This is a genomic window from Nocardioides dokdonensis FR1436, from assembly GCF_001653335.1.
GTDB lineage: Bacteria > Actinomycetota > Actinomycetes > Propionibacteriales > Nocardioidaceae > Nocardioides > Nocardioides dokdonensis.
In genome coordinates this window covers 2,735,162-2,762,034 of sequence record NZ_CP015079.1, presented here as the reverse complement: position 1 = coordinate 2,762,034, position 26,873 = coordinate 2,735,162, and the positions used below count along the sequence as shown (strand labels likewise).

Below are 26,873 nucleotides of genomic sequence, written 5' to 3'. Positions count from 1 at the left end.
CACGACTCCGCGACCCCGGGTCGGGGTGGCGGTGTCGTCGGTGGCGTGCAGCGAGGATGCTCTAGTGAGCGTGCTCCCCGCGGTAGAACTCGTAGACCAGCCCGCAGGTGGCCACGGCGCCGAGCGCGACGCCGATGATGGCCAGCCACCAGGCCGCGATGGCCAGGCCGTACACGATGGTGCCGAGCGTGAGCGCGGCCCACAGCGGCCACCAGGAGTAGGGCGGGAAGAAGCCCAGCTCGCCGGCGCCGTCCGCGATCTCGGCGTCGAGCCGGTCCTCGGGACGCGGCTCCATCTTCTGGGCGTGGAACCCGAGGTAGAACGTGACCATCAGGGTCAGCAGCGCCGTCATCGTCAGCGCCGACGTGCCGGTCCAGTCCCCGCCGTGCTCACCGGCACTGGTCACGAACCAGTAGGCCGGGGCGACGAGTCCGAAGAAGACCGTGCAGGCGCCGAAGATCTTCGCTTCTACCTTCATCGGGTGCCCTCCGGGTCGTCGGTGGTCGTGGTGGTGGTGCTGCGCTCGGCCACCAGCTCCTCGCGGCCCTGCATGTCGGGTGCGTCAGCGCGGTCGCCGTTGCGGGCGGCCTCGTTCTGGTCCAGCTCGATGGCGGCGATCTCCGGGTGGTGCAGGTCGAAGGCCGGCGACTCCGAGCGGACCCGGGGGATGCTGACGAAGTTGTGCCGCGGCGGCGGGCACGAGGTCGCCCACTCCAGCGAGCGGCCCCAGCCCCACGGGTCGTCGACCTCCACGCGAGGCGCGTTGCGCGAGATCCACACGTTGTAGAAGAACGGCAGCATCGAGAGGCTCAGCAGGAACGCACCGACCGTCGAGACCTGGTTCAGCACCGTGAAGCCGTCGTCGGGCAGGTAGTCGGCGTAGCGACGGGGCATGCCCTCGACGCCGAGCCAGTGCTGGACCAGGAACGTGAGGTGGAAGCCGACGAACAGCGTCCAGAAGTGCAGCTTGCCGAGGCGCTCGTCGAGCATCCGACCGGTGAACTTGGGCCACCAGAAGTAGAAGCCGGCGAACATCGCGAACACCACGGTGCCGAACACGACGTAGTGGAAGTGCGCGACCACGAAGTAGGAGTCCGAGACGTGGAAGTCCAGCGGCGGGCTGGCCAGGATGACACCGGTCAGACCACCGAAGAGGAAGGTGGTCAGGAAGCCGATCGACCACAGCATCGGGGTGTCGAAGGACAGAGATCCCCCCCACATCGTCCCGATCCAGTTGAAGAACTTCACTCCCGTGGGCACCGCGATCAGGAACGTCATGCCGGAGAAGAACGGCAGGTCGACGGCGCCGGTGACGAACATGTGGTGCGCCCAGACCGCGATCGACAGGACCGCGATGGCCACCGTCGCCCCGACCAGGCCGACGTAGCCGAAGATCGGCTTGCGGCTGAAGACGGGCAGGATCTCGGAGACGATCCCGAAGAACGGCAGCGCGATGATGTAGACCTCGGGGTGGCCGAAGAACCAGAACAGGTGCTGCCACAGGACCGCGCCGCCGTGGGCGGTGTCGAAGACGTGGGCCCCGAAGAGCCGGTCGGCCTCCAGCGAGAGCAGCGCGCCGGCCAGCACGGGGAACGCGATGAGCACCAGCAGGCTGGTGACCAGCGTGTTCCACACGAAGATCGGCATCCGGAACATGGTCATGCCGGGCGCACGCATGCAGATGATGGTCGTGATGAAGTTGACCGCACCCAGGATCGTGCCCAGACCGGCCATCCACAGACCCATGATCCACAGGTCACCGCCGACGCCGGGCGAGTTGATCGAGTCCGAGAGCGGGGTGTAGCCGAACCACCCGAACGAGGCCGCGCCCTGCGGGGTCAGGAACCCGGAGGCGGCGATGAGGCCACCGAAGAGGAACAGCCAGTAGCTGAACATGTTCAGGCGCGGGAACGCGACGTCGGGCGAGCCGATCTGGATCGGCATGATGACGTTGGCGAAGCCGAAGAACAGCGGGGTCGCGAACAGCAGCAGCATGATCGTGCCGTGCATGGTGAAGAGCTGGTTGTACAGCTCCTCGTTCACGATCTGCTGACCCGGGAAGGCCAGCTCGGAGCGGATCACGAGGGCCATCAGGCCCCCGAAGAGGAACCAGGCGAACGAGGTCGCCAGGTACATCTTGCCGATCAGCTTGTGATCGGTCGTCGTCATCATCGTGACGAGCTGCTTGCCCAGCGGCTTGCGGAGCCCGCCGGGTGCGGTTGCGGCGCTCACTGGCCCTCCTCGGTCTCGGTGACGTCAAGGCCCACCTGGGTGCGTGCGGCGTCGCCGCCGAGCAGCGGGGCCGCGGCGGAGTCGCCGGCCTCGACCAGCGAGGCCACGTAGGCGTCGTACTCCGCGGGGCTGACGACCTTGACGTCGAACAGCATCCGCGAGTGCTGGGCACCGCAGAGCTCGAAGCACTTGCCCTTGAAGGTGCCCTCGATCTGCGGCGTCACCTGGAAGGAGTTCACCCGACCCGGGATCACGTCCATCTTGGTGAGGAAGCCCGGCACGCCGAAGCTGTGGATGACGTCGGGCGAGTGCAGGTTGAACCGCGTGGTCTCGCCCAGCGGCAGCAGCAGCGTCGGGATGTCGGTCAGGGTGCCGACGACGTTCGCGTACTCGTCGTAGGGGAAGTCCAGGTCCGTGTTGTCCTCGTTGGCCGCGAGGTCGGGCGAACCGACCCCGTGGTTGAAGGTCCACGACCACTTCTGGCCGACGACCTCGACGACGTTGTCGGGAGGACTGTCGTCGAGGATGACGTCCTGGACCCGGATGGTGTGGGCGAAGAACACCACGACCATCATGATCGGCGCGATCGTGTAGAAGATCTCGAGGGGCAGGTTGTAGCGCGTCTGCACGGGGACCTCGTCCTCGTGCCGACGGCGGTAGGCCACCACGACCCAGGCCATCAGGCCCCAGACGATGGCACCGGTGACCAGCGCCGCGATCCACGCGCCCTGCCACAGGCCCAAGGTGGCCTCACCCTGCTCGGTGATGGGCTCTGGCATGGCCAGGCGCTCCCACTCACCGCGGGACTCGGAAGAACAGCCGGCGAGCAGCACGAGGCCGAGGCCGAGCGAGGCACTCAGGCCCGCGCGACGGGCCGTGGCCCACCGACGTCCTGGTGCCCTCTGGGGGAGCTGCAGACTCACGAACGAGCCTTCCTCTCAAGCGATCAGAAGTTGGCGTCACAGTACCGCGACCACCCCCTGCTGGGCAGCACAGGGTGCCCTACGGTGGCCGATGTGATCTATCCCGCGCCGGTCGACCTCGACGCCGCGTCCGGTGAGCCGATGCACCCGGCCGCCCGCAGCGTCCTCGACGCCGCCCTCGAGCGGGGATGGGCGGACCCGCGTCGGCTGCACCGCCACGCCCGCGACGCCCGTCTGCTGCTCGACAACGCCCGCGAGGTCGTCGCCGAGTCGCTCGGCGTACGCCGCGACGAGGTCACGTTCACCTCGTCCGGCACCGATGCCGTGCACCGCGGGCTGCTGGGGCTGCTCGAGGGGCGAGCCCGTCCCGGTGCCGCGGCGACCTGCACCCTGTCGGCGGTCGAGCACTCGGCCGTGCTGCACGCCGCCTCGTGGCACGCGCGCCGCACCGGTGCCGACGACGCGGTGCTGGTGCCCGTCGACCGGCACGGCCGGGTCTCCCCCGCCGCCGTGCAGCAGGCGGTCGGCCCGAGGACCGGTGTCGTGGCGGTCCAGGCCGCCAACCACGAGGTCGGCACCGTCCAGCCGGTCGCCGAGGTCGCCGCGGCTCTCGAGGGCCGCACCCCTCTCTTCGTCGACGCCTGCGCCTCCACGGGGCGGCTGGACCTCCCGGGCGGGTGGGACGCGGCGGCCGCGTCCGCGCACAAGTGGGGCGGCCCGGCCGGGGTGGGTGTCCTGCTGGTGCGCAAGGGGGCGCGCTGGGCGACGCCGTTCCCCGGTGACGACCGGGTCGACGAGCGCGCCAGCGGCTTCGAGAACGTCCCGGCCGCCCTGGCCGCCGCCGCCGCGCTGCGCGCCGTCGTCGAGGGGCGCGCCGAGGTCGGGGCCCGCCAGCACGCGCTCGTGGCCCGGGTCCGCGAGGGCGTCGCCGGCGTGCCGGACGTCGACGTGGTCGGCGACCCCGACGACCGGCTGCCGCACCTGGTGACCTTCTCGTTCCTCTACGTCGACGGAGAGGCGCTGGTCCACGAGCTCGACCGGCACGGCTTCGGCGTGGCCAGCGGATCGGCCTGCTCGTCCTCGACGTTCGAGCCCAGCCACGTCCTGGCTGCGATGGGGGCGCTCACCCACGGCAACGTGCGGCTCTCGCTGCACCGCACCACGACCGACGAGGACGTCGAGCGGCTCCTGGGTGTGCTGCCCGGGATCGTCGCCGACCTGCGCGCCCGGGTGGGGATGTGAGCGCCCCCGGTCCGGGCGTGGCGCTCGAGCTCGACTGCCGCGGCCGGATGTGCCCGCTGCCCGTCATCGACCTGGCCCGGGCGCTGCCGGACCTGGAGGTGGGACAGGTCGTGGCCGTGGTCGCCGACGACGTGGCGGCGCGCGTGGACGTGCCGGCGTGGTGCCGGATGCGCCGGCAGGAGTACGTCGGCGAGGACGCCGCCCCCGACGGGGTGCCCCGCTACCTCGTGCGTCGCACGTCCTGAGCCCGCCGGCTCAGCGCAGGTCGGACAGGTGGGGCCGGACGACGGCGGCCGCCTCGGCGCCGTACGACTCCTCGAGGCGGGCGAGGAACTGCTCGGCGGTGAAGGAGTACTCCTGGGTGCCGACGGTCTCGACGACGTACGCCGCGAGCACGCAGCCGACCTGCGCGCTGGCGGACAGGTCCAGGCCCCAGGCGGTGGCGGCGAGGAAGCCGGCACGGAAGGCGTCACCGACCCCGGTGGGCTCGACCGCGGTGACGCCCGCGGCAGCCGGCAGGACGATGTCCTCCTCGCCGGCCCGGGTCACCCGCACCCCGGCAGCACCGAGCGTGGTGACCTGCACGCCGACCCTGGCCAGGATGTCGTCGGCCGACCAGCCGGTCTTCTGCTGGATCAGGTGCGACTCGTACTCGTTGCTGAACAGGATGGCGGCCCCGTCGACGAGGCGGCGGATCAGGTCGCCCTCACCGAAGGCCAGCTGCTGGCTGGGGTCGGCGATGAAGGGGTAGCCGCGCTGGCGGCACTCCTCGGTGTGGCGCAGCATGCCGTCGGGGTCGTCGGCTCCGATCAGCACGTACGACGGCTCGCCCACCTGGCGCACGATGGGGGCCAGCTCCATCAACCGGGCCTCCTGCATCGCCCCGGGGTAGAAGGAGGCGAACTGCGCCATCGTCGTGTCCGTCGTGCACACGAAGCGGGCGGTGTGCAGCGTCTCGGAGATCCGCACGTGGTCGCAGTCGACCCCGTGGCGCTCCAGCCAGGAGCGGTAGTCGGCGAAGTCCTCGCCGGCCGCGCCGACCAGCACCGGGCGCAGACCGAGGCGGGCCATGCCGAAGCACATGTTGGGGGCGACCCCGCCGCGGCGGATCTCGAGGTCGTCGACGAGGAAGGAGACCGAGAGCTTGTGCAGCTGCTCGACGACCAGGGAGTCCTCGAACTTCCCGGCGAAGCTCATCAGGTGGTCGGTCGCGATCGACCCGGCCACCAGCAGGGGGCCACTCGCAGGAGCAGGGGTCAGGGGCGTCGAGGAGGTGTCGGGCACGGCGGGCACACTACCTGCGGGTAGTGCTGGGAGTACCCCCGAGTAGCCCCTAGCGTCGACCTCATGACCTCACCCACGCCTTCGTCCAGCCCCCACGGGACCGGCAGCCGGCTCCCCTACGACGACCTGGCCTGCGTCTCCGACATGGAGGTCGACTGCGAGGCGGTCGGCCGCGCGCTGCACCTGTCCGTGGGCCGCGAGGCCGCGGCCGCCGCAGCCGTGACCCGCGCCGCGCGCCGACCGGCGCCCAGCATCCACTTCGCCGACTTCCCCCGCGAGGTGCGCAAGCGCGACATCGAGGTCGGTGACGCGGCCCTGCGCCTCGCCAACGCCTTGTCCTTGCACCTGGACTGATGCACGGTGCTCACCCGCTGAGCACGACGGAGCCCCCGGACCTGGTCGGTCCGGGGGCTTCGTCTGTGTCTCAGTGCTGCTGGCGCTACCCGATCAGTTGAACGAGTCGCCGCAGGCGCAGGAACCCGTGGCGTTCGGGTTGTCGATGGTGAAGCCCTGCTTCTCGATGCTGTCGACGAAGTCGATCGTCGCGCCGTTGAGGTAGGGCACGCTCATCCGGTCGACGACGACGTTGACCCCGTCGAAGCCGACGACGGCGTCGCCGTCGAGGGTGCGCTCGTCGAAGAACAGCTGGTAGCGCAGACCGGAGCAGCCACCGGGCTGGACCGAGATGCGCAGCGCCAGGTCGTCGCGACCCTCCTGCTCGAGGAGGCTCTTCACCTTGGCTGCCGCCACCGGGCTGAGGTTGATGCTGTCGGTGCGGTGCTCCGTGGTGGTGTCCACCTGCTCGGTCATGTCTGTGCTCCCAACGTGGTTTTTCGGTGTGGTGCGGGTGCGTCCTGAGGACAAGGGTAGGCCACGCGCGGTTATTCCCTCGACCACTGCCGGGCGACCCGCTCCCCGAGCGCCTGGAGGCTGCCCACCGGGTCCTCGAAGGCTCGCTGCTCCCCCACCAGGTCCACGAGCGAGTAGGCGTTCTCCACGCCGAGCGCGCGCATCTCCCGGGACCCGACCAGCACCTGCCCGGCCATCGCGATGCAGGGCCGCAGCGCCTCTGCGGCGATCTCCGCGACGCCGTACGGCACCTTGCCCGAGCGGCTGGAGAAGTCGAAGGCACCCTCGCCGGTGACGACCAGGTCGGCGGCCCGGGCCCGGGACGCGAGCCCGACGGCCTCGGCGACCAGGGCGATGCCGGGCTCGCGGACCGCGCCCAGGCACAGCAGCGCGTGCCCCAGCCCACCGGCCGCGCCGGCGCCCTTGACCAGCGACGTGCGGCGGTCGGTGGCCTCGGCGAGCTGCTCGAGCCAGCCGTCGACCTCGTAGAGCCGGTCCTCGGCGATGCCCTTCTGGGGTCCGTAGGTCTTCGTGGCGCCGAACAGTCCGGTGAGCGGGTTGTCGACGTCGGTGGCCGCGACCAGGCGCACGCCGGCGACCTTGGCCCGGGCCGGGGCCAGGTCCACCGACGACAGGCCGGCGAAGAGGACCGGGCCCCCGTCGAGCTGGCCGGCGTCGGCCACGGCCCCGAGCGCGTCGAGGAGGCCGGCGCCTCCGTCGTTGGTGCCGCTGCCCCCGAGACCGACGATCACCGTGGTGGCGCCGGTGCCGAGCGCGGCCAGGAGCAGCTCGCCGGCCCCGACGGTGGTGGCGAACTCCGCTCCGCCCTCGGTGACGAGGTGCCGCCCGATCGCCTGGGCGCTCTCGACGTAGGCGACGTCCCCGACGTGCAGGACGGTCGCGGGGACCTCCTCGCCGTGCGGGCCCTCCACGGTCGTCACGAGCAGCTCGCCACCCAGGGTGGCGTGCAGCACGTCGACGAACCCGGGCCCGCCGTCCGACATCGGGGCGAGGTCGAGCTCGTCGTCGGGGGCGTGACGGCGCCAGCCGGCCGCGATCGCCTCGGCCGCCTCCACGGCGGTGAGGGTGCCGGCGAACTTGTCGGGGGCCACCAGGACTCGCATGGGCGCATCCTCGCAGGCCCTCCCGACACCGCCCGCCCCCGACGCCTACGGTGGGTCGGTGACTGCTCCGAGCGCTGCTGTCCGACCGATGCAGGTGGGCGACGTCGCCGAGGCCGCGGACCTGAGCTCGGAGAGCTTCCACGCCGTCGACCAGCGCACCCTCCCCCGGGCCTGGCCCGACCCCGAGCCTCGGCGCCCCGGTCGCAGCGAGGCCTGGCGGACCCGCACCGAGCACCTGCTGCGCACCGACCCCGGCGGCTGCTGGGTCGCCGAGGAGGACGGCCGGATGGTCGGCATCGCCACCTCGCTGGTGCGCGAGGGCACCTGGATCCTCTCCACGTACGCCGTCCGGCCGGGCCGGCAGGGCCGCGGTGTCGGGAAGCCGCTGCTCGCGGCCGCGCTGCACCACGGCCGGGGCTCGTTGCGCGGCATGCTGTCGAGCTCGAACGACCCGCGCGCGGTCCGGGTCTACCGCCAGGCCGGGTTCTCCCTGCACCCGCAGATGGTGCTGCGGGGCACCCTCGACCGCACCGCGATCCCGCTCGGCACCGGCGACAAGGTCCGCGAGGGCGCGCCCGCCGACGTGGACCTCCTCGACTCCGTCGACCGCGGCACCCGCGGCTGCGCCCACGGCCCGGACCACCCGCTGCTGATGGGGCTGACCCGGCTGCTGGTCTCGGAGACCTCGACCGGCTCCGGCTACGCCTACACCCACCCCGACGGGGGCGTCGCGCTGCTCGCCGCGACCAACCGGCGCACCGCGACCCGACTGCTGTGGGCGGCGCTGGCCGACGGCCCGGAGCAGACCGAGGTCGCGCACGTCACCAGCGCCAACGAGTGGGCCCTCGACGTCGGGCTGGCCGGCCGGCTCGAGGTCTGGACCTCCGGCTACCTGGCCCTGCGCGGGATGCGCCCGCCCTCGGCGTACCTGCACCACGGCTCGTTGCTCTGATCCCGACGACTACGATGGGGTCATGACGACCGTCGACCTCCCGCTCCTGCCCCTGGGCCGCGGCGTGGACCTGCAGTCCGAGCGTGGGGTCGAGTGCCCCGGCGACCTCCCGGCCGCCTCCGACCCCGACCTGGTCGCGCGTGCGCTGGCCGCCAAGGAGGCCCTCGGCGAGCGGGTGTTCGTGCTGGGCCACCACTACCAGCGCGACGAGGTCATCCAGTTCGCCGACGTCACCGGCGACTCCTTCAAGCTCGCCCGCGAGGCCGCGGCCCGACCGGACGCCGAGTTCATCGTCTTCTGCGGCGTGCACTTCATGGCCGAGTCGGCCGACATCCTCACCTCCCCCGCCCAGCAGGTCGTCCTGCCCGACCTCGCCGCCGGCTGCTCGATGGCCGACATGGCGCGGCTGCAGCAGGTCGAGGCCGCGTGGGACGCGATGGCCGAGGCCGGCATCCAGGACTCCGTCGTCCCGGTCACCTACATGAACTCCAGCGCCGACATCAAGGCCTTCTGCGGCCGCAACGGAGGTGTCGTGTGCACCTCGAGCAACGCCCAGACGGCGCTCGAGTGGGCCTACGCGCAGAAGCCGGACGCCGAGGGCGGTGCCAAGGTGCTCTTCATGCCCGACCAGCACCTGGGCCGCAACACCGCGGTGCTCCAGATGGGCCTCACGCTCGAGGACTGCGTCGTCTGGGACCCGCACCGCCCCGGCGGCGGGCTGACCCCGGAGCAGCTGCGCGACGCCCGGATGATCCTGTGGAAGGGCCACTGCTCGGTGCACGGGCGCTTCTCCCCCGACGTCGTCGACGCGCTGCGGGCCAAAGACCCCGAGATCCAGATCCTGGTGCACCCCGAGTGCACCCACGAGGTGGTGCTCAAGGCCGACCTGGTCGGCTCCACCGAGTTCATCATCCAGACCATCGAGGCCGCCCCCGCCGGCTCCTCGTGGGCCATCGGGACCGAGCTCAACCTGGTCAAGCGCCTCGCCGACCAGCACCCGGACAAGAAGATCGCCTTCCTCGACCGGACGGTCTGCTACTGCTCCACGATGAACCGCATCGACCTGCCCCACCTGGTGTGGGCGCTGGAGTCGCTGGTGGCCGGGACCGTGGTGAACCGCATCGACGTGGACCCCACGACTACCGAGCAGGCGCTGGTCGCGCTCGAGCGGATGCTCGCCCTCCCCGGCAAGACCGCCAAGGACTGACGGACGAGCAGTCACTTCTGCACCACCGAGCGGTCACTTCTGCACCTACCACCGGGCATAAGTGACTGGTCGATGGTGCAAAAGTGACCGCTCGTGCTCAGGGGGTGTCGGCGGGCAGCACGAACCAGACGGTGGTGCCGCCGCCGGGGGTCTCCTCGATGCCGATCGAGCCGGCGTGGGCGTCGATGATGCGGCGCACGGTGGCCAGCCCGATGCCGGTGCCGGGTACGTCGTCGTGGGCGCGGGCGAGCGGCTCGAAGACCCGCTCGCGGTCCTCGGGGGCGATGCCCAGGCCCTGGTCGACCACCTCGACGCGCCACCCGGTCCGCACCCGGGACGCCCCGACTCGGATCCGGGCAGGCTGCCCGGCGGGGACGAACTTGGCGGCGTTGGCGACCAGGTTCTGCAGGACCGCGCGCAGCTGGACCGGGTCGCCGGTGACGACGGGCAGGATCCCGATGTCGAGCGTCGCGCCGCCGAGGGCCTCCGCCAGGTCGTCGCGCACGTCGGCCGCGACGGCGGCGAGGTCGACCTGCTTGCTCGCCATCCGACCACCGATGCGCGCGTAGGCCAGCAGGTCGTCGATGAGGGCCTGCATCCGCCCGGCGCCCTTCTCGGCCCGCGAGATCAAGAAGGACCCGGCCTCGGGATCCGTGTGCAGCGTCTCCGGGTCCTCCGCGAGGATCGAGAGCGCCATCCGCACCGTCGTCAGCGGGTTGCGCAGGTCGTGGCTGACCTGGCCGGCGAAGGCGGCGAGCTGGCTGTTCGAGCGCTGGAGCTCGTCGCGGGCCCGCTCGAGCTCGGTGACCGTGACCGCGAGCTCGCGGGTGCGCAGCTCCAGCTCGAGGAGGTCCACGACCCGCTCGGCCAGCTCGACGAGGGCACGCTCCTGGTCGTCGCTGATCTCGCGGGCCTCGGTGTCGAAGACGCACAGCGTCCCGATGGTGACGCCGTGGGGGGTGACGAGCTGGTGGCTCGCGTAGAAGCGCACCTGGCCGATCTCACCGGTCACGAAGGGGTTGTCGGCGAACCGGGGGTCCCGCGAGGCGTCGGGCACCACGACCGGCGCGCCGTCGTGGAGCACGACGTTGCACATGGAGTCGGCCCGCGCACACACCGAGGGGTCGAAGCCCTTCGTGGCGATCTGGTGCTGGGCGACGTCGGTGATCAGGTTGATCGTGGCCAGCGGGACCTCGGCCACCTGGGCGGCGATGTCGACCAGCGCGACCAGGTCGCTGCGCGGCGGGTCGAGCAGCACCTGGTAGCGGTCGATCTCGACGACCCGGGCCCGGTCCGTGCCCGGATCACCGGTCCCGTCCTCGGGGAGGCCGACGACGGGGTCGGTGCGCTGGCTGGTCACAGGTTCTCCTCGGGGGGTCCCCGGCGCGCTCGGGATCGGGCGCGTCGCGGCGTGGTCAGTGTAGGGAGGCCGCCGTGGCTGCTGCAGCCGAACGGCGAGCCTGCCGGGTCACAGGCCCGGCGCACCCCAGATCGCGAGCCAGCGCGAGGTCTCCTGCTCGACCGGCAGCTCGCCGGTGAGGGTCTCGCGCAGGTTGATCTCCAGGAGGGTGTCGCGCTGGCGGCCACCTCCGGGCTGGGGCGCGAAGGGGTAGAACGTGCCCTGCTTGTAGAGGTAGACCAGCCCGACCCGGCGCCCGGCGGGGTCCACGAACGGCACCAGCGAGCACAGCAGCCCCGGCCCGAACCCCTGTGCCTCCAGGGTCGTGTTCACCCCGTGCAGGTCGGTGCACAGCCCGGCCACGTCGTCGGGGTCGTCGTCCACCACCAGCCAGGTGTAGCCGAACTCGTCGTGCGACGTGGTGACGCCGGGCGCGTCCGGGGCGTCGCGCAGCAGGCTGAGGATGTCGCTCTCGGCCTGTGCGAACGCGGCCCCTCCGGCGGCGCGGTAGCAGACCGCGCCCTGCCCGGTGGGTCGCAGACCCAACGAGGCCTCGAGCGTGATCGCCGCGCTCGGCACCATGAACAGCGCATCGAGGTCGGCCTGCTTGGGCCGGCTGCGGCCGAGGATCGAGTCGAGGAATCCCATGTCGCTCGCGCTCAGCCCGTCGGGCGGCCGAGCTCGGCCTGGATCTTGGCCAGCTGCTCGAGGCGCTGCTCGAGGCTGGGGTGGGTGGAGGTCAGGCTGCGCATCGACACGCCCTTGATCGCCGGGGCGATGAAGAAGGCGTTCATCGCCGAGCTCGCACGCAGGTCCTTGTCGGGGACGGCGTCCATCTCGCCGGTGATCTTCTGCAGCGCGGAGGCCAGCGCCTGCGGCTTCATCGTCAGGTAGGCACCGGCCCGGTCGGCGGCGAGCTCGCGGTAGCGCGAGAGCACCTTGAGCAGCACGAAGCTGACGGCGTAGACGACCACGCTCACCAGCAGCACCAGGAGCCAGACCGGCAGCCCGTTGTTGTTGTTGCTGCTGCGGCTCCGGCCGCCGCCGAACAACATGCCGTAGCGAGCGCCCGAGGTGAGCATCCCGGCCACGATGCCGGCGGACGACGCCACGGTCATCACCAGGACGTCGCGGTGCGCCACGTGGGACAGCTCGTGGGCGAGCACACCCTCGAGCTCCTCGGCGTTCAGCGTCTGCATGATGCCGGTGGTCACCACGACCACGGAACGCTCCGGGGAGCGTCCGGTGGCGAAGGCGTTGGGGATGCGCGAGTCGGAGATCCCCACCCGGGGCTTCGGCATGTCGGCCATGGCGCAGAGCCGGTCGATCATGCCGTGCAGCTCGGGGGCCTGCTCGGGGCTCACCTCCCGGGCGCGCATCGCCTTCATCGCCACGGTGTCGCTGCGCCACCACTGGTAGACGGCCATGCCGATGCCGGCCAGCCCGATGAACGGGACGAAGGTGCTGTACCCCGAGCCGGCGGCCGCGGCCATCAGCCCGCCGATGAGCACGACGAAGAGTCCCCCGAGCAGGAACATGACCAGCGTCATCCGGGCGGTGAGCCCACGATCGCCGACGAAACGGGTGCGTGCCATGACTCTATTCTTCCCAGAGGGTCCAAGCGGGTCCCACGACCAGCGCAGGATCAGCCGGGGATGAGCCCGTCGCCGGAGAGCATCTGCGCGACCTCGGCCATCGTGGCGTCGGCGGGCGGCAGGATCAGGTCGGACTCGTCGAGGCTGTCGACGTCGTGCGGCGTGGCCTCGCGGCGCACTGCGTCGAGCAGGGCGTCGAGGGCGGCCTTGAAGGCCACCTCATCGCCGGCCTCGACGGCCTGCTCGACCGTGGCGTCGAGCTCGTTGAGACGCTCCAGCGCCTCGTCCGGTACGTCGACCTGGCCCTCGCCGAGGATGCGGACGATCATGACCGCTCCTCCGGACGCTCCGCGGTCTCCTTCTCGGCACTCGGTTCGAGGATGTCGGAGCCGCCCTCGAGGGCCTCGGGCTTCTTGGCGCCCTTCAACCTGGCCAGCTCGGCCTCCACGTCGGAGTGGCTGCTCATCGCGTCGAGCTCGCGGGAGATGTCGTCGCCGCGGTTGATCGAGCTGGCGTCGTCGAGCGCGCCCGAGGAGATCAGCTCGTCGATGGCCCCGGCCCGGGCCTGCATGTTCGCGGTCTTGTCCTCGGCACGCTGGATGGCCAGGCCCACGTCGCCCATCTCCTCGCCGATGCCGGACATGGCCTCGCCGATGCGGGTCTGGGCCTCGGCGGCGGTGTAGGTCGCCTTGATGGTCTCCTTGCGGCTGCGGAAGGACTCGACCTTGGCCTGCAGGCGCTGCTGGGCCAGGGTGAGCTTCTCCTCCTCGCCCTGCAGCTGCGCGTGCTGGGCGCGGAGGTCCTCGATCTGCTGCGTCAGCGCGGACTTGCGCGTCAGCGCCTCGCGGGCGAGGTCCTCGCGGTCCACCGAGAGGGCCTTCTCGGCCTGCGTCTGCAGCTTGTCGGACTGCTGCTGCAGCTGGTTGACCTGCAGCTCGACCCGCTTGCGCGAGGTGGCCACGTCGGCGACGCCACGGCGTACCTTCGAGAGCAGGTCCAGCTGGCGCTGGTAGCTGTAGTCGAGGGTCTCGCGGGGGTCCTCGGCACGGTCGAGGGCCGTGTTGGCCTTCGACCGGAAGATCAAGGTCATGCGCTTCCAGAGGCTCATGGTGGTGCGGTCCCTCTTCCCGTCGGTCGCGTGCGTCACCTCACCTTACGGCTCCGGAGCAAGGTGCCGCGAGGGGGTGCGCGCAGCGCCAGTAGGCTGGACGCCCGAGCGTCCCATCCCCAGCCGCCGCACCGGCGGCCCCAGCCGAAGGCCCAGTGTTGTTCCGTCGCAGCAAGAGCGAGTCCGTCCCGGACGCCTCCACGTCGCCCACCTCCGCCCTGGGCCCCGAGCAGGCCCCGCCGGGCGGCAAGGGGCGCCCGACGCCGACCCGCAAGGAGGCCGAGGCGATGGCCCGGGCCCGGGCCAAGCCGCCGCGCACCCGTCGCGAGATCGCCCAGGCCCAGCGCTCGACCCGCGGTGAGTCGACCGCACGGGTCAAGGCCGGGATGAAGGCCGGCGAGGAGCGCTACCTGATGGCCCGCGACAAGGGCCCCGTGCGCCGCTTCACCCGCGACTTCGTCGACGCGCGCTTCTCGTTCATCGAGCTGATGATCCCGCTGCTGGTGCTCACCATGGTCTTCACCTACTCCGGCAACGAGGGGCTGCAGAGCTTCGGCAGCTCGGTGCTGCTGCTGGCGATGCTGCTCGTCGTCCTCGACATGGTGCTCCTGCGCTTCCGCCTGCGTCGTGAGCTGGCGGTCCGCTTCGCCGACGAGTCGCTGAAGGGCACCACCTACTACGCCATCACCCGCGCGATGCAGATGCGCTTCATGCGCCTGCCCAAGACGCAGGTCAAGATCGGGCAGACCCTGCCCGAGCACTACCGCTAGGTCGACGCCATGGGCCCGCTCGAGCTCGCCGGGCTGGGTGCCGGGCTGCTCGGCGCGGTCCTGTTCGGCGTCGGCGCGGTCGCCCAGGCGCACGGCGTACGCCGACACCCGGCGCCGCCGACCGACCTCGTGGGGTTCGTGCGCCGCTCGGTGCGCGACCCGTGGACGCTGCTCGTGCTGGTCGCCTACCTGCTGGGCTTCCTGCTGCACGTGGTGGCCATCTGGTGGCTGCCGCTCTACCTCGCGCAGGCCACCGTCGCGATGGCGCTGCCGGTGGCGGCGCTGGCCCAGCGCCACGTCGAGGCACCGCTGGGTCGCAGCCACTGGGGGTCGGTCGCGCTCGTCGTCGGCGGCCTGGTGCTGCTGGCCGCCGGCTCGGGTGCGGCGGGCGCCACCCGCTCCGACCCCCTGCTCGCCGCGGCCCTGGCCGGCGCGGCGCTCGTCCTGGCGGCCGCCAGCCTCGCCCGGCACCACCTGGGCGCCGCCGGGCTGGGGTGCCTGGCGGGCCTGGGCTACGCCGGCTCGGCGGTCGCGGTGCGCGGCGTCGAGCTGCCCCGGAGCGGTCTGCCGCTGACCACGCTGACCTGTGCCCTCGCGGTGCCGGCCTTCAGCCTGGTGGCCTTCTGGCTCTACTCGCTCGGCATGGACCGCGCCTCGGTCTCGTCGGCGACCGCGCCCATGAACGTGGGGCAGACGTTCGTCCCGGCCCTCGTCGGTGTGGCGTTCCTCGGGGACACCGTGCGGCCGGGGTGGTGGTGGGTGGTGCTGCTCGGGCTGGTCGTCTCGACGTGGGGGGCGGTGCGCCTGGGGCGCTCCGCCGACCTCACCCGCCCCGCGCGCAGCGGCGCTCCGGGCTCAGCCGAAGTCGCGCCGCGCCGGTGAGGACGTCTTCGCCGCGTCGCGCTCCACGACCGGGTCGACCACCTGGTCGATGGCCGCCATCAGGTCGTCGTCGAGCCGTACGCCGGCGGCCTTGACGTTGTCGCTGACCTGCTCGGGCCGGCTGGCGCCGATGATCGCCGAGGAGACGTTCGGGTTCTGCAGCACCCAGGCGACCGCGAGCTGGGCCATCGTGAGCCCCGCCTGGTCGGCGAGCGGGGCCATCTGCTCGACGCGCCGGAGCACGTCGTCCTGGAGCCAGCGGCTGATCATCTTGTCGCCGCCCTTCTCGTCGAGGGCGCGCGACCCGCTCGGGTGCTCCTGGCCGACGCGGTACTTGCCGGTGAGCACACCCTGCGCGATCGGCGACCACACCACCTGGCCGATGCCGAGCTCCTCGCACGCCGGCACGACCTCGGTCTCGATCACGCGCCACAGCAGGTTGTACTGCGGCTGGTTGGAGACCAGCGGCACGTGCATCTCGCGGGCCAGGGCGTGCGCGGCCCGGATCTCCTCCGCGCGCCACTCCGAGACGCCGATGTAGTGCGCCTTGCCGGCCTTCACGACGTCCGCGAAGGCCGCCATCGTCTCCTCGAGCGGCGTCTCGTGGTCGTAGCGGTGGGCCTGGTAGAGGTCCACGTGGTCGGTCTGCAGCCGACGCAGCGAGGCGTCGATGGACTCCATGATGTGCTTGCGTGACAGCCCGTGGTCGTTGTGCGCACCCGGGCCGGTCGGGAAGTAGACCTTGGTGAAGATCTCGAGGCCCTCGCGCCGCTCCCCCGCCAACGCCTTGCCGAGCACCGTCTCGGCCGCGGTGTTGGCGTAGACGTCGGCGGTGTCGAAGGTCGTGATCCCCTCCTCGAGGGCGCGCCGCACGCACGCGGTCGCGGCGTCCTCCTCGACCTGCGAGCCGTGGGTGAGCCAGTTGCCGTACGAGATGGCCGAGACCTTCAGGCCGCTCGTTCCTAGGTTGCGGATCTCCATGCCAGCGACCATACCCACGTGCCCTCACCCCACGGGGCCGCCGGCGCCGGGCCCTGAGAGGATCGAGGCATGAGCAGCCCGACCGCCGACGTGTCCGTGCGGGTGGCGTGGGCCGACGACGCCGCCGCCATCGCCGCGCTCCAGCTGCGCGCCTGGCCGGTGATGTACGCCGACCTGGTCCCCGCCGAGGTGCTCCCGTCGGGCCCGGAGGCGCTGGAGTCCGTCGCCGCGGCCTGGACCCAGGCGCTGGCCCGACCGGCCGACGCCCGGCACCGCACCCTCGTCGCGCTCGAGCGCAACCGGGTGGTCGGGTTCGCGATCACCACCCCCGCCACCGACCCCGACTGCGACCCCGTCTCCGTCGGCGAGCTGACCGAGCTGGTCCTGGACCCCGACGAGCGCGGCAAGGGGCACGGCTCGCGGCTGCAGCAGGCGGCCGTGGACACGCTGCGCTCCGACCGGTTCACCCGTGCCGTGACGTGGGCGGTCGCCTCCGACGACGGGCTGCGGCGCTTCCTGGTCGAGGCCGGCTGGGACACCGACGGCGCGCACCGCGAGCTCGACCTCGACGGGACGGGCGCGGTCACCCTCAAGCAGGTCCGGCTGCACACCTCCTTGGCCGAGACCGACGACGTTCACCCCTAGGGGCGGACTTGGTCCTCGAGCGGGACGGGTAACACCAGGTGGATGGACGCGGCCACCGGGGCCGCACCGGATCGAAGGACAGACCATGCTCGGGCCGCTTCCTCGTCGTCACCGCTCGTTCGTCTTCTCGCTGCTGGTCCTGCTCGGCGCCGCCGGGGGTCTCGTCGTGGTGATGGCCGCGCCGGCCCTGCCCGCCACGGTGGGCCTGGTCGCCGGCGCCGGCGCCGGCGCGCTCCTCGCGCTGGCCGCTGACGGGAGCCGGCCGGTGGCGCGGCAGGTGCGCGTACGTCGCTGACCCCGGCGTCCTAGAGTCCGCGCCATGACCGGCGCGACCTCCGAGCACCTCCCCGACCCACCCGCTGGGAGTGCTCGCCGTGCCGTGGTGCGCGACAGCCTCGGGGTGGCGCTGGCGACGGGCACCTACGGCGTCTCGTTCGGGGCGGTGTCGGTGGCGTCGGGGCTCTCCGTCGCCCAGACCTGCGCGTTGTCGCTGCTGATGTTCACCGGCGCCTCCCAGTTCGCCATGGTCGGTGTCGTGGCCTCGGGCGGCGCTCCCGTCTCGGCGGTCGCCACGGCGTGGCTCCTCGGGACCCGCAACACCCTCTACGGCTTGCGCCTGGGCCCCCTGCTCGCGTGGCGGGGACGGCGACGGGCCCTGGCCGCCCACCTGCTCATCGACGAGTCCACGGCGATGTCGGTGACCCGGCCCACCATCGACCAGGCGCGGCTGGGATTCCTGGTGACCGGCGGCGGGATCTTCGTCCTCTGGAACCTGTTCACGCTGCTCGGCGCCATCGGGGGCACCGTGCTGGGCGACCCGCGCACCTACGGTCTCGATGCCGCCGTCGGGGCTGCCTTCCTGGCGCTGCTGTGGCCGCGGCTGGCCGACCCCGCCCACCGGGTGGTGGCGGCGCTCGCCGCCGCCGTGGCGCTCGGGCTGGTGCCCGTCACCGCGGCGGGCGTGCCCGTCCTGGCCGCCGGCGCAGTGGCGCTGCTGGCCGGTGCCCTCCTGCGTGGGCGCGGTGTCCGGTGAGCGGGCTGTGCGTGGCGGTGCTGGTGGGCAGCGCCGGGTGCTACCTGCTGAAGCTGGCCGGGCTCGCGGTCCCCGGCTCGCTGCTCGAGCGGCCCTGGGTGCGGCGTACCGCCGACCTGGTGCCGGTGGCGCTGCTGGCCGCGCTGGTCGCCGTGCAGGTGGTGGGCGAGGGACAGCGCCTGGTGCTCGACGCCCGGGCGGCCGGTCTCGCCGCCGCGGTGGTGCTGCTCGTGGTGCGCGCCCCCTTCCTGGCGGTGGTCGCCGGTTCCGCGGCGACCGCGGCCGTGCTGCGGCTGCTCGCGGGGTGACCCGCAGACCGACGGGCCGGCGTCCACCCCCCACGGGTGGACACCGGCACGCGCTGGCTCAGGAGACCGACACCGCGCTCCAGGCGGCGGCCACCGCAGCCGCCTGGGTGCTGCCGGCGCCGTACAGGTCGCCGGCCGCCGAGATCGTGGCGGCACGAGCCTGCGAGTAGGTCGTGCCCGACGTCATGTAGACGTCGAGCGCACGGAACCAGATGCGCTCCGCGGCGCTGCGACCGATGCCGGCCACGCTCGAGCCGTTGCACGTGGTCGAGCTGTGCGCGACCCCGCCGAACGTCTTCGACCCCGACCCCTCGGCCAGGAGGTAGAAGAAGTGGTTGCCCACGCCCGAGGAGTAGTGCACGTCGAGGTTCTTGGTGTTCGAGGACCAGCAGTTCGGGGACTTGCCGTCGGCGATGGGGTTGTCCATGCGCCGGAACCCACGGCTGTTCGCGAGGTCGAACTCCTCACCGATCAGGTAGTCGCCCGGGTCTGAGGCATTGGCGGCGTGGAACTCCACCATGGTGCCGAAGATGTCGGAGGTGGCCTCGTTGAGACCGCCCGACTCGCCCGAGTAGGTCAGGCCCGCGGTGTTCTCGGTGACGCCGTGCGACATCTCGTGGCCCGCGACGTCGAGGGAGACCAGCGGCCCGAAGCTCACCCCGTCGCCGTCGCCGTAGGTCATCTTCGTGCCGTCCCAGAACGCGTTGACGTAGTTCTTGCCGTAGTGCACCCGGTTGTAGGAGCCGGAGCCGTTGCCGAAGATGCCGTTGCGACCGTGCTTGGACTTGAAGTAGTCCCAGGTGGTGGCCGTGCCGTACTGGGCGTCGACAGCGGCGCTCGCGCGGTCGGACGTCGTCCCGTTGCCGAACGTGGTGCTCGGGCTGGTCACGATGGTGCCGGTCTTGCAGCCCCAGCCGAAGATCGAGCAGGCGCTGCTGTCGGTGGCGTTGCCCATGTCGGTGGTGTACGTGCCACCCCGCGTCGCGTCGCGCATCTCGTACGTCGAGCCCCGCTGCGTGACCTGCAGGGGCACGGTGCCGCTGTAGAGGGACTGGCCCTGGCCGTCGGCGGTCTGGATCTGCTCCTCGCGGCGCAGCACCTCGCCGGAGCCGGCGTCGACGTAGCTGGCCAGCCGGCTCGGGGTGCCGTCGTCGCGGACCCCGGTGGAGAGGACCTCCCAGGCCAGCGTCGGCTGTGCGCCGGTCGCGTCCACCACCAGCTCGGGACGGCCCGCGCCACGCAGCCCGCTGACCGCCCGCAGCTGCCGGGTGGGCGCCAGCGCCTGCGTCGAGGCGGCGTCGCTGCCGACCCGGGGGGTGGTCGCGAGGTCGATCGGCGTCCGCAGGGTCTGCGAGACGCCCTCCCATGTGGCGCCGGCGCCCTGGTGGACCACCAGGTCCCCGCCGAGGACCCGCAGGCCCTGGTAGGTGCGGTCGAGGCGCACGTGGGTGCCGCCGTCCGGGTCGACGATCGTGTCGGCGACGAGGAGCGCCTGGCCCTGGCTGGACCGAGCGGCGCCCGGGTGGTCCCGCAACGCGTCGATGGCGGCCTGGGCGACGTCGGTGCGCTCAGCGGCGGCGGCCGGTGCGGCCGGTGCCGCCTGGCTCGTGGTGGCGGTCGCGGCGCCGAGGCCGAGGCTTCCGACGGCCAGGACGGCGGCGGTGGCCAGCCCCATGGTGGTTCGCATCTGGTTCCTCTCTCCTGCGCCGCCTCCGAGCGGGTGGCGCGGACCCGACCCTGTCGCAGGGACCGGGTCGGGAGGAACCGTCCGGCTGCCTCATCTTCTCGACCTGCAGGAAGGTGAGGCAGGAGGGCGCAGGGCGCACCCGGTCAGACGTCGAGGTCGAGCAGCTCCTCGAGGCCGACGGTGAGCCCGGGGCGGGTGCCGATGGCCCGCAGGGCCCGCAGCACGCCCGGGGTGAAGGAGGCCCGGTCGAGGCTGTCGTGGCGGATGGTGAGCGTCTCCCCCACGCCACCGAGCACGACCTCCTGGTGGGCCACCAGGCCGCGGATGCGCAGCCCGTGGACGCGGATGCCGTCGACGTCGGCGCCGCGGGCCCCGTCCAGCGCGGTGGTCGTGGCGTCGGGCACCGGCGCGCAGCCGGCCTCGCGGCGCGCGGCCGCGACCAGCTCGGCCGTGCGCCGCGCGGTGCCGGAGGGCGCGTCGGCCTTGTCCGGGTGGTGCAGCTCGACGATCTCCACCGACTCGTAGAACCGTGCGGCAGCGGCGGCGAAGCGCATCATCAGCACCGCTCCGACCGAGAAGTTGGGCGCGATGAGCACCCCGGTGCCGGGGGCCTCCGCGAGCCAGCCCCGCAGGGTGGCCAGCCGTTCGTCGTCGAAGCCGGTGGTGCCCACGACGGCGTGGATGCCGCGCGACACGCAGAACTCGAGGTTGGCCATCACCACGTCGGGGTGGGTGAAGTCGACGACGGCCTGCGCCCCGGCCTCGACCAGGCTCTCGAGGTCGTCGTCGACGTCGATCTCGGCGACCAGCTCGGTGTCCGGTGCCTCGGCCACGGCCCGGCAGACCTCGCGGCCCACCTTGCCGCGCGCCCCCAGCACTCCCACCCGGAGCACGTCGGTCAGCGTTCCGGAAACGTCTCGGGCCCGCGCGTCGTTCGTCACGGTGGACCAGCCTGGCACACGTGCCCTGCGACACGCGGATGTGGTCCAGGGGGGACCTCACCGACACAGCGGCGGAGGTTTCTGGCAGGCTGCTGCCCATGGTGCTGCAGACGATCCCGGCGCGGATCCGCTGGGCGGTCGACATCATGGACCTCCAGCCGAACGACCACGTGCTCGAGATCGGGTGCGGACCAGGGGCTGGGGCCGAGCTGATCTGCAGCCGGGTCACGGCCGGGAAGGTCTTCGCGATCGACCGCTCGGAGTCCGGTGTCGACCGCACCAAGCGGCGCTGCGCGCAGTACGTCGAGTCCGGTCGGCTGACCGTGCGGCAGATCGACCTGGCCACGCTGCGGGTGCCGGTCAAGCGACTGACGAAGGTCTACGCCTTCAACGTGAACCTCTTCTGGGTGCGCGACTGCGCCGACGAGGTGGCCCTGCTGCACGAGCGGCTGCTGCCCGGCGGGTCGGTCTACCTGTTCTTCGAGGCCACCCGGCCCGAGCAGGTGCCGATGATCGTCGAGAAGGCCTCCGGGTCCCTGACCCAGGGCGGCTTCCGCGTCTCGGTGGTCCAGCGTCGCAACCCGGCCGTGGTCGGCATCATCGGCAAGCGGATCGGCTGACGCACGCTCCGCCTGGTGCCCTTCGACACGCGGGCCCGTGGAATGTCGTAGCGCCCCCGAGCGCTGACCCGACATGACTACTCTCGCTCTCATCGGCAGCGGCAACATCGGCAGCGGCGTCGCCCGCCTGGCGGTGGCCGCCGGCCACGACGTCGTCCTCAGCAACTCCCGGGGGCCCGACACCCTCACCGATCTCGTCGAGGAGCTCGGACCCCGGGCCCGCGCGGCCACGGCCGAGGAGGCCGCCGGCGCCGGTGACGTCGTCGTGGTGACGGTCCCGCTGGGGGCCGTGCCGACCCTGCCCGCCGAGCCGCTCGCCGGCCGCCTGGTCCTGGACACCAGCAACTACTACCCCGAGCGCGACGGGAACATCGCCGAGCTCGACGACCGCAGCACGACCACGAGCGCGTGGGTGCAGCAGCACCTGCCCGGCGCCCGTGTCGTGAAGGTCTTCAACAACATCTTCTACGGCCACCTGCCGGTGCTGGCGCGACCCGCGGGCTCGCCGGAGCGCTCCGCCCTGCCGATCGCCGGTGACGACGCGCAGGCGCTGGCCGAGGCCACGGCGTTCCTCGACACCCTCGGCTACGACGCGGTGGTCGCGGGCGACCTCGCGCAGAGCTGGCGCTTCGAGCCGGGCACCCCGGCGTACGGGGCTGTGTACTTCGACCCGGACGCCGACGCCTCGGGCGCCCGCCCGGGCCAGGCGGCCGGCATGCCGGCCGCCTCCCCGACGCCGGCAGCCGACATCCACCGGGTGCTCGACGCGGCCGTCAACGAGGGCCCCGTCGGCGGGTAGCAGGTCAGGCGGAGGCCGGACCGACCACGGCGAGGATCTCCGGGCGCGCGAAGACCTCGGCCGCGACCTCGCGCACCTGCTCGAGGGTCACGGCGTCGATGCGGCGCAGCACCTCGTCGATGCTGAGCACCTCGGTGTGCACCAGCTCGGCCTTGCCGACCCGGGCCATCCGGGACCCGGAGTCCTCCAGGCCGAGCACCAGCCCGCCCCGGAGCTGCCCCTGACCGCGAGTCAGCTCCTCCGCGGTGATCCCGTCGGCAGCGACCTTCGCCAGCTCGTCGCGTACCACCTCGAGCACCGCGTCGAGCCGGTCCGGCAGGCAGCCGACGCCCACGCCCACGAGCCCGGAGTCGGCGTGGTGCCCGGCGAAGGAGTACACCGAGTAGGCGAGCCCGCGGATCTCGCGGACCTCCTGGAACAGTCGGCTGGACGTCCCGCCTCCGAGGGCGGTGTTGAGCACGCCCAGGGCGAAGCGGCGCGGGTCGTCGCGGTTCAGCCCCTCCATCCCCAGCACCACGTTGACCTGCTCGAACGGCCGGGTGGTGGAGGCGTGCCCGGCGCGGACCGGGACCGGCTGCCCGGTGCCGGTCACCGGCACCGGGGCCTCCTCGACCTCGAGGAAGCCGCCACGCCCGAAGGCCTTCTCGACCAGGCGCACCACCTCATCGTGGTCGATGTTCCCGGCCGCCGAGACCACCATCGTCGCGGGCCGGTAGTGGCGACGGTAGAAGTCGTGGACCTGCGCGCGGCTCAGCGCCCGGATGCTGGCCTCGGTGCCCGCGATGGAGCGGCCCAGGTCGGAGCTGGCGCCGTAGGCCTGCTCGGCGAAGAGCTGGTGCACCACGTCGTCGGGATCGTCGTCGTGCATCGCGATCTCGTCGAGGATCACCTCGCGCTCGGCCTCCACGTCGCCCGGCTCGAGCCGGCTGTCGGTGATCATGTCGCCGAGCACGTCCACGGCCAGCGCGAGGTCCTCGTCGAGGACCCGCGCGTGGAAGCAGGTGTACTCCTTGGCGGTGAAGGCGTTGAACTCCCCGCCGACGGTGTCCAGGGCGATCGAGATGTCCAGGGCGGACCGGCTGCTGGTGCCCTTGAAGAGCAGGTGCTCGAGGAAGTGCGAACAGCCGTGCAGGGTCTCGTCCTCGTCGACGGAGCCGACACCCACCCAGACCCCGACACTGGCGGAGCGGACGTGGGGCATGTGCTCGGTGACGACGCGCAGGCCCGAGGGCAGCACCGTGCGGCGCAGGCCCGGTGCGGGGCTCGGCTCGGCGGGCGACGGGGCGGGGGCGACGTGCTGGGGGTGGACCACGGGTTCCTCCTGGAGAAAGCGGTCGACCCGCCCGAGTGATCTCGAGCGGGTCGACCGGTGGAGCGATCAGGCGCGGGAGGTCACTCCTGCTCGGTGCTCTCCTCGGCCGCGTCCTGCGCGCCCTCCTCGAGCACCGGGACCAGCGACAGCTTGCCGCGGTCGTCGATCTCGCCGATCTCGACCTGGATCTTCTGGCCGACGGAGACGATGTCCTCGACGGAGTCGACACGCTTGCCGCCGGCGAGGCCGCGCAGCTTGCTGATGTGCAGCAGCCCGTCCTTGCCCGGCATCAGCGAGATGAACGCGCCGAAGTTCGTGGTCTTGACCACGGTGCCCAGGTAGCGCTCACCGATCTCCGGCATCGTCGGGTTGGCGATCGCGTTGACGGCCGCGCGGGCCGCCTCGGCGGCGTCGCCACTGGTGGCACCGATGTAGACGGTGCCGTCGTCCTCGATCGACAGCGTGGCGCCGGTGTCGTCCTGGATCTGGTTGATGACCTTGCCCTTGGGGCCGATGACCTCGCCGATCTTGTCCACGGGCACCTTGACGGTGATGATCCGCGGGGCGTGCAGCGACATCTCCTCGGGGGCGTCGATGGCCTCGGCCATGACGTCGAGGATCGCCAGGCGCGCGTCGCGGGCCTGGGTCAGCGCGGCGGTGAGGACCTCGGCGGGCAGGCCGTCGAGCTTGGTGTCGAGCTGGAGCGCGGTGATGAACTCCCGCGTGCCGGCGACCTTGAAGTCCATGTCGCCGAACGCGTCCTCGGCGCCGAGGATGTCGGTCAGGGCGACGTACTGCGTCTTGCCGTCGACCTCACCGGAGATCAGGCCCATGGCGATACCGGCCACGGACGCCTTGAGCGGAACACCGGCCTGGAGCAGCGACAGCGACGAGGCGCAGACCGAGCCCATGGAGGTGGACCCGTTGGAGCCCATCGCCTCGGAGAGCTGGCGGATCGCGTAGGGGAACTCCTCGCGGCTGGGCAGCACCGGCAGCAGCGCGCGGCGCGCGAGCGCACCGTGGCCGACCTCGCGGCGCTTGGGCGAGCCCACGCGACCGGTCTCACCGGTGGAGAACGGCGGGAAGACGTACTTGTGCATGTAGCGGCGGTGCTTCTCCGGGGAGAGTGTGTCGAGTTGCTGCTCCATCTTGAGCATGTTCAGGGTGGTGACGCCCAGGATCTGGGTCTCGCCACGCTCGAACAGCGCCGAGCCGTGCACGCGCGGGATCAGGCCGACCTCGGAGTGCAGCGGACGGATGTCGGCGAGGCCGCGGCCGTCGATGCGCACCTTGTCGCGCAGGACGCGCTCGCGCACGACCTCCTTGTTCAGCGCCCGGAACGCGGCGCCGATCTCCTTCTCACGACCCTCGAACTGGCCGGCGAGCTTCTCGAGCAGCCCGGCCTTGAGCTCGTCGGTGCGTCCGTCGCGCTCCTGCTTGTCGCCGATGGTCATGGCGGCGCTCAGGTCGCTCTTGACGGCCGAGGAGACGGCCGAGAAGACGTCGTCCTCGAAGTCGAGGAACACGGGGAAGTCAGCAGTCGGCTTGGCGGCCACGTTGGCCAGCTCGGCCTGGGCCTCGCACAGCTGCTTGATGAAGGGCTTGGAGGCGTCGAGGCCACCGGACACGACGTCCTCGGTCGGCGCCTGGACGCCGCCCTGGATCATGGTCCAGGACTGCTCGGTGGCCTCGGCCTCGACCATCATGATCGCGACGTCGCCGGTGTCGGTGACCCGACCCGCGACGACCATGTCGAAGACGGCCTCCTCGAGCTGGCTGTGGGTCGGGAACGCCACCCACTGGCCCTCGATGAGCGCCACGCGCACGGCACCGACGGGGCCGGAGAACGGCAGTCCGGAGAGCTGGGTGGAGATCGACGCGGCGTTGATCGCGAGCACGTCGTAGGGCTGGTCGGGGTCCAGCGCCATCACGGTGATGACGACCTGGACCTCGTTGCGCAGGCCCTTCTTGAAGGTGGGGCGCAGCGGCCGGTCGATGAGGCGGCAGGTGAGGATGGCGTCCTCGCCGGGACGACCCTCGCTGCGGAAGAAGGACCCGGGGATCTGGCCCGCGGCGTACATCCGCTCCTCGACGTCGATCGTCAGGGGGAAGAAGTCGAGGTGGTCCTTGGGGTGCTTGCCGGCGGTCGTCGCCGAGAGCAGCATCGTGTCGTCGTCGAGGTAGGCGGTCACGGAACCGGCGGCCTGACGGGCCAGCAGTCCGGTCTCGAACTTGATGGTGCGCGTGCCGAACTTGCCGTTGTCGAGCACGGTCTCGACGGCAGAGATCACGGGCTCGGCCATGGTGTTCTCAGTCAAAGGGATCCTTGTCCTTCTCACGGAGCGATCCGCTGCGTCCCGCTTGCTGCGGCGGGGGGCGATGCCAGGCCCGCCGTTGGTGCGGGGGCCGGTCTTCGATCGAGGCCCGCAGACCGCTCACTGGCGGTGCTGAGAGCCACTACCGAGGACCGGGCCGATGCGCGCGGGTCGCTCCTGGTGGTGGGTTCTTCAGTTGTGCAGGCCCGAGCCTAGTGCTCGGGGCCCGGAATGCGACGGAGCGGCTGCCCGTCGGGCAGCCGCTCCGCCCTCACGAGTGGTGCGTGGTCAGCGACGCAGACCCAGGCGCTCGATGATCGAGCGGTACCGAGCGATCTCCGACTTGTTGAGGTAGTTCAGCAGCCGACGGCGCTGGCCCACGAGGAGCAGCAGACCACGACGGCTGTGGTGGTCGTGCTTGTGCTCCTTGAGGTGCTCGGTCAGGTGGCTGATGCGGTGGCTCAGCAGCGCGATCTGCACCTCGGGCGAGCCGGTGTCGCCCTCGGCGATGGCGTACTCGGCGATGATCTTCTTCTTGGTCTCCGCGTCGGTTCCGATCGACATGCGGGCTCCCTTCTTCGCCCCAGCTGGGGCACTCGCTGCGCGGCGCGCCGGGGCCTGTTCACCCGGGCACTACTGGTCCGCGGCCGTTCTACGGCAACGAC

At 72.0% G+C, this 26,873-nt stretch carries 30 protein-coding genes; 13 read left to right on the top strand and 17 right to left on the bottom strand.

The window, feature by feature from the left end; translation table 11 throughout:
* Nucleotides 1–61 precede the first annotated feature (61 nt).
* The 3 genes from I601_RS13090 to ctaC are packed head-to-tail and all read right to left on the bottom strand — an operon-like array spanning nt 62 to nt 3,155.
* Nucleotides 62–478: a cytochrome c oxidase subunit 4 gene (locus I601_RS13090; protein WP_068110442.1), complete on the bottom strand. Its 417-nt coding sequence runs from the start codon at nt 476–478 to the stop codon at nt 62–64.
* Nucleotides 475–2,172 (bottom strand): aa3-type cytochrome oxidase subunit I, encoded by a 1,698-nt coding sequence (gene ctaD / locus I601_RS13085; protein ID WP_472459326.1) that lies wholly within the window; start codon nt 2,170–2,172, stop codon nt 475–477. Before ctaD ends, I601_RS13090 begins: the two co-directional genes overlap by 4 nt.
* Before the next feature lie 56 nt (nt 2,173–2,228).
* The gene (ctaC, locus tag I601_RS13080) at nt 2,229–3,155 is read right to left on the bottom strand and encodes an aa3-type cytochrome oxidase subunit II (RefSeq protein ID WP_084527575.1); all 927 of its coding nucleotides are present in this window, start codon (nt 3,153–3,155) and stop codon (nt 2,229–2,231) included.
* A gap of 93 nt (nt 3,156–3,248) precedes the next feature.
* Here ctaC and I601_RS13075 point away from each other — a divergent pair, with 93 nt between their 5' ends.
* On the top strand, nt 3,249–4,397 hold the full coding sequence (locus tag I601_RS13075; RefSeq protein ID WP_237089404.1) for a cysteine desulfurase family protein: 1,149 nt from the start codon (nt 3,249–3,251) through the stop codon (nt 4,395–4,397).
* Nucleotides 4,394–4,642 carry a sulfurtransferase TusA family protein gene (locus tag I601_RS13070; protein ID WP_084527573.1) on the top strand — a complete coding sequence of 83 codons (249 nt, stop codon included), beginning with the start codon at nt 4,394–4,396 and terminating at the stop codon, nt 4,640–4,642. The genes I601_RS13075 and I601_RS13070 overlap by 4 nt, the downstream gene beginning before the upstream one ends.
* 10 nt (nt 4,643–4,652) lie before the next feature.
* On the opposite strand, the gene I601_RS13065 is transcribed toward I601_RS13070, so the two are convergent.
* Nucleotides 4,653–5,594: a carbohydrate kinase family protein gene (locus I601_RS13065; RefSeq protein ID WP_068114893.1), complete on the bottom strand. Its 942-nt coding sequence runs from the start codon at nt 5,592–5,594 to the stop codon at nt 4,653–4,655.
* Nucleotides 5,595–5,744: 150 nt separating this feature from the next.
* Between I601_RS13065 and I601_RS13060 the strand changes: the two genes are divergently transcribed.
* Complete coding sequence (locus I601_RS13060; protein WP_068110437.1) at nt 5,745–6,035, top strand: hypothetical protein; 291 nt, start codon at nt 5,745–5,747, stop codon at nt 6,033–6,035.
* 93 nt (nt 6,036–6,128) lie between these two features.
* Here the strand turns inward: I601_RS13060 and erpA are convergent, their stop codons facing one another.
* Both erpA and I601_RS13050 read right to left on the bottom strand, forming a co-directional pair.
* Nucleotides 6,129–6,491: an iron-sulfur cluster insertion protein ErpA gene (gene erpA, locus I601_RS13055; protein WP_068110434.1), complete on the bottom strand. Its 363-nt coding sequence runs from the start codon at nt 6,489–6,491 to the stop codon at nt 6,129–6,131.
* A 71-nt stretch (nt 6,492–6,562) separates the two neighbouring features.
* Nucleotides 6,563–7,654: a glycerate kinase family protein gene (locus I601_RS13050; protein ID WP_068110430.1), complete on the bottom strand. Its 1,092-nt coding sequence runs from the start codon at nt 7,652–7,654 to the stop codon at nt 6,563–6,565.
* Nucleotides 7,655–7,712: 58 nt separating this feature from the next.
* On the opposite strand from I601_RS13050, the gene I601_RS13045 reads away from it, so the two are divergent.
* Nucleotides 7,713–8,606 (top strand): GNAT family N-acetyltransferase, encoded by an 894-nt coding sequence (locus tag I601_RS13045; protein WP_237089403.1) that lies wholly within the window; start codon nt 7,713–7,715, stop codon nt 8,604–8,606.
* Nucleotides 8,607–8,628: 22 nt separating this feature from the next.
* Entirely contained in the window at nt 8,629–9,813 is a 1,185-nt protein-coding gene (nadA, locus tag I601_RS13040) for a quinolinate synthase NadA (RefSeq protein ID WP_068110425.1), read from the top strand.
* Nucleotides 9,814–9,910: 97 nt separating this feature from the next.
* Here the strand turns inward: nadA and I601_RS13035 are convergent, their stop codons facing one another.
* The 5 genes from I601_RS13035 to I601_RS13015 form a co-directional block, all read right to left on the bottom strand.
* Complete coding sequence (locus I601_RS13035) at nt 9,911–11,173, bottom strand: sensor histidine kinase (protein WP_218917666.1); 1,263 nt, start codon at nt 11,171–11,173, stop codon at nt 9,911–9,913.
* Nucleotides 11,174–11,281: 108 nt separating this feature from the next.
* Nucleotides 11,282–11,860 (bottom strand): PspA-associated protein PspAB, encoded by a 579-nt coding sequence (gene pspAB / locus I601_RS13030; RefSeq protein ID WP_068110423.1) that lies wholly within the window; start codon nt 11,858–11,860, stop codon nt 11,282–11,284.
* Nucleotides 11,861–11,871: 11 nt separating this feature from the next.
* Nucleotides 11,872–12,807 (bottom strand): zinc metalloprotease HtpX, encoded by a 936-nt coding sequence (htpX, locus tag I601_RS13025; protein WP_068110421.1) that lies wholly within the window; start codon nt 12,805–12,807, stop codon nt 11,872–11,874.
* 50 nt (nt 12,808–12,857) lie between these two features.
* Nucleotides 12,858–13,136 (bottom strand): PspA-associated protein PspAA, encoded by a 279-nt coding sequence (gene pspAA, locus I601_RS13020; RefSeq protein WP_068110419.1) that lies wholly within the window; start codon nt 13,134–13,136, stop codon nt 12,858–12,860.
* Nucleotides 13,133–13,915, bottom strand: coding sequence for a PspA/IM30 family protein (locus I601_RS13015; protein WP_068114889.1), 783 nt, complete (start codon nt 13,913–13,915; stop codon nt 13,133–13,135). The genes pspAA and I601_RS13015 overlap by 4 nt, the downstream gene beginning before the upstream one ends.
* A 158-nt stretch (nt 13,916–14,073) precedes the next feature.
* On the opposite strand from I601_RS13015, the gene I601_RS13010 reads away from it, so the two are divergent.
* Together I601_RS13010 and I601_RS13005 are read left to right on the top strand one after the other, a co-directional pair.
* Nucleotides 14,074–14,685 carry a DUF3043 domain-containing protein gene (locus I601_RS13010; protein ID WP_068114887.1) on the top strand — a complete coding sequence of 204 codons (612 nt, stop codon included), beginning with the start codon at nt 14,074–14,076 and terminating at the stop codon, nt 14,683–14,685.
* Between the two features lie 9 nt (nt 14,686–14,694).
* Nucleotides 14,695–15,567, top strand: coding sequence for a hypothetical protein (locus I601_RS13005; protein WP_068110416.1), 873 nt, complete (start codon nt 14,695–14,697; stop codon nt 15,565–15,567).
* Here the strand turns inward: I601_RS13005 and I601_RS13000 are convergent.
* Nucleotides 15,541–16,548 (bottom strand): aldo/keto reductase family protein, encoded by a 1,008-nt coding sequence (locus I601_RS13000; protein WP_068110413.1) that lies wholly within the window; start codon nt 16,546–16,548, stop codon nt 15,541–15,543. The two genes, I601_RS13005 and I601_RS13000, sit on opposite strands and share 27 nt — an antisense overlap.
* Nucleotides 16,549–16,617: 69 nt before the next feature.
* Here I601_RS13000 and I601_RS12995 point away from each other — a divergent pair, with 69 nt between their 5' ends.
* The 4 genes from I601_RS12995 (at nt 16,618) to I601_RS12980 (ending at nt 18,534) form a co-directional block, all read left to right on the top strand.
* Complete coding sequence (locus I601_RS12995; protein WP_068110409.1) at nt 16,618–17,193, top strand: GNAT family N-acetyltransferase; 576 nt, start codon at nt 16,618–16,620, stop codon at nt 17,191–17,193.
* A gap of 85 nt (nt 17,194–17,278) precedes the next feature.
* Entirely contained in the window at nt 17,279–17,488 is a 210-nt protein-coding gene (locus I601_RS21195; RefSeq protein ID WP_068110406.1) for a hypothetical protein, read from the top strand.
* Between the two features lie 24 nt (nt 17,489–17,512).
* Nucleotides 17,513–18,226 (top strand): AzlC family ABC transporter permease, encoded by a 714-nt coding sequence (locus I601_RS12985; RefSeq protein WP_068110401.1) that lies wholly within the window; start codon nt 17,513–17,515, stop codon nt 18,224–18,226.
* Entirely contained in the window at nt 18,223–18,534 is a 312-nt protein-coding gene (locus I601_RS12980; RefSeq protein ID WP_237089402.1) for an AzlD domain-containing protein, read from the top strand. Before I601_RS12985 ends, I601_RS12980 begins: the two co-directional genes overlap by 4 nt.
* 58 nt (nt 18,535–18,592) lie before the next feature.
* Here I601_RS12980 and I601_RS12975 read toward each other — a convergent pair whose 3' ends face one another.
* Together I601_RS12975 and dapB are read right to left on the bottom strand one after the other, a co-directional pair.
* The gene (locus I601_RS12975) at nt 18,593–20,221 is read right to left on the bottom strand and encodes a M4 family metallopeptidase (RefSeq protein WP_068110399.1); all 1,629 of its coding nucleotides are present in this window, start codon (nt 20,219–20,221) and stop codon (nt 18,593–18,595) included.
* A gap of 143 nt (nt 20,222–20,364) precedes the next feature.
* Complete coding sequence (gene dapB, locus I601_RS12970) at nt 20,365–21,114, bottom strand: 4-hydroxy-tetrahydrodipicolinate reductase (RefSeq protein WP_084527570.1); 750 nt, start codon at nt 21,112–21,114, stop codon at nt 20,365–20,367.
* A 146-nt stretch (nt 21,115–21,260) separates the two neighbouring features.
* Here dapB and I601_RS12965 point away from each other — a divergent pair, with 146 nt between their 5' ends.
* Nucleotides 21,261–21,782, top strand: a complete 522-nt coding sequence (locus tag I601_RS12965) for a class I SAM-dependent methyltransferase (RefSeq protein ID WP_068110396.1) — start codon at nt 21,261–21,263, stop codon at nt 21,780–21,782.
* Between the two features lie 73 nt (nt 21,783–21,855).
* Nucleotides 21,856–22,581: an NADPH-dependent F420 reductase gene (locus tag I601_RS12960; protein WP_068110394.1), complete on the top strand. Its 726-nt coding sequence runs from the start codon at nt 21,856–21,858 to the stop codon at nt 22,579–22,581.
* A gap of 4 nt (nt 22,582–22,585) precedes the next feature.
* Here the strand turns inward: I601_RS12960 and I601_RS12955 are convergent, their stop codons facing one another.
* From I601_RS12955 to rpsO, 3 genes are all read right to left on the bottom strand, one after another.
* Complete coding sequence (locus I601_RS12955) at nt 22,586–23,893, bottom strand: M16 family metallopeptidase (RefSeq protein WP_084527568.1); 1,308 nt, start codon at nt 23,891–23,893, stop codon at nt 22,586–22,588.
* Nucleotides 23,894–23,973: 80 nt separating this feature from the next.
* Entirely contained in the window at nt 23,974–26,196 is a 2,223-nt protein-coding gene (locus tag I601_RS12950) for a polyribonucleotide nucleotidyltransferase (RefSeq protein ID WP_068110391.1), read from the bottom strand.
* A 300-nt stretch (nt 26,197–26,496) separates the two neighbouring features.
* Nucleotides 26,497–26,772 carry a 30S ribosomal protein S15 gene (gene rpsO / locus I601_RS12945; RefSeq protein WP_068110388.1) on the bottom strand — a complete coding sequence of 92 codons (276 nt, stop codon included), beginning with the start codon at nt 26,770–26,772 and terminating at the stop codon, nt 26,497–26,499.
* Between the last annotated feature and the right edge of the window lie 101 nt (nt 26,773–26,873).